Source organism: Rhodopseudomonas sp. WA056, from assembly GCF_010906995.1.
Taxonomy (GTDB): domain Bacteria; phylum Pseudomonadota; class Alphaproteobacteria; order Rhizobiales; family Xanthobacteraceae; genus Rhodopseudomonas; species Rhodopseudomonas palustris_G.
On the sequence record NZ_QPFS01000243.1, the window covers coordinates 1 to 1,435 of the forward strand.

Annotated in this window: 1 protein-coding gene and 1 pseudogene; both read right to left on the reverse strand. The window is 65.1% G+C overall.

Annotation, left to right across the window (positions count from 1 at the left end):
• Positions 1–324 (reverse strand): annotated as a pseudogene (locus DU475_RS23775) (type II secretion system F family protein); the annotation flags it as partial.
• A 12-nt stretch (positions 325–336) separates the two neighbouring features.
• Positions 337–1,435 (reverse strand): TadA family conjugal transfer-associated ATPase (locus tag DU475_RS23780; protein ID WP_164633513.1); only part of this gene is annotated, 1,099 nt, incomplete at its 5' end.

The window sequence follows — 1,435 nt, forward strand, 5'->3', positions numbered from 1 at the left end:
GACCACCACGCCGATCGCGGCGGAGACCACGCCGAACTTGGCGGGCGTCCAATCCAGTCCCGCCTGCGACAGACGCATTCCCAGCGGAACGTTCTTCTGCTTCTGGCTGCGGGTCTCGATTTCCTTCAGCGAGCCCTCGATCTGCTCGCGACGTGATCGCTGGGTGCGGTCGACCTGACGAACGGCCGGAGTCGTTCTGGCCACGGAGGTGAGCCGCTTCTCCACATTCTTCTCGCCGGACAGCAGCGGATAGATGAAGACCCACGCCACCCCGCCGACGGCGACCGCCGCGAAGAAGCCGAGTGCGAGCGTCTGCATCTCCATCGCACCGGCTCCTTATGGGGTCGCGACGACCTCCGCGGCATCGAGCGCCGCGGCGAGTCGTTGCTCTTCGCCGTAGTAGCGGGCGCGTTCCCAAAATCGCGGACGACCGATACCGGTGGCGCGGTGTCGACCGACGATGTGGCCGTTGGCGTCCTCGCCCAGCAGGTCGTAGACGAAGATGTCCTGGGTGATGATGGTGTCGCCTTCCATCCCCACCACCTCGGTGACGTGGGTGATGCGACGCGATCCGTCGCGCAGGCGCGCAGCCTGGATGATGACGTCGATCGAGGCGCAGATCATCTCGCGGATGGTCCGCGACGGCAGCGCGAATCCCCCCATCGTGATCATCGATTCGCAGCGCGACAGCGCCTCGCGCGGGTTGTTGGCGTGGAGCGTACCCATCGAGCCGTCGTGACCGGTGTTCATCGCCTGCAACAGGTCGAACGCTTCCGGACCGCGGACTTCGCCGACGATGATCCGTTCCGGCCGCATACGCAGGCAGTTGCGGACCAGATCGCGCATCGTGATCTGGCCTTCGCCTTCGATATTCGGCGGCCGGGTTTCGAGCCGGACCACGTGAGGCTGCTGCAACTGCAGTTCGGCGGCGTCTTCACAGGTGATGATGCGTTCGTCGTCGTCGATGTAGTTGGTGAGGCAATTGAGAAGCGTGGTCTTGCCCGAGCCGGTACCGCCCGAGATCAGTACGTTGCAGCGGACGCGACCGATGATCTGAAGGATCTGGGCGCCCTCGGGAGTGATCGCGCCGAACTTGACCAACTGGTCGAGCGTCAGCTTGTCCTTCTTGAATTTGCGGATGGTGAGCGCCGGCCCGTCGATCGCCAGCGGCGGTACGATGGCGTTGACGCGCGAGCCGTCGGCGAGGCGCGCGTCGCAGATAGGAGAGGATTCGTCGACACGCCGGCCGACCTGGCTGACGATGCGCTGGCAGATGTTGAGGAGCTGCTGATTGTCGCGAAAGCGGATGCCGGTGCGCTGGATGCGGCCGGCGACCTCGATGTAGACCGTGCCGGCGCCGTTGACCATGATGTCGGAGATGTCGTCGCGGGACAGCAGCGGCTCGAGCGGTCCATAGCCGAGCACGTCGTTATCG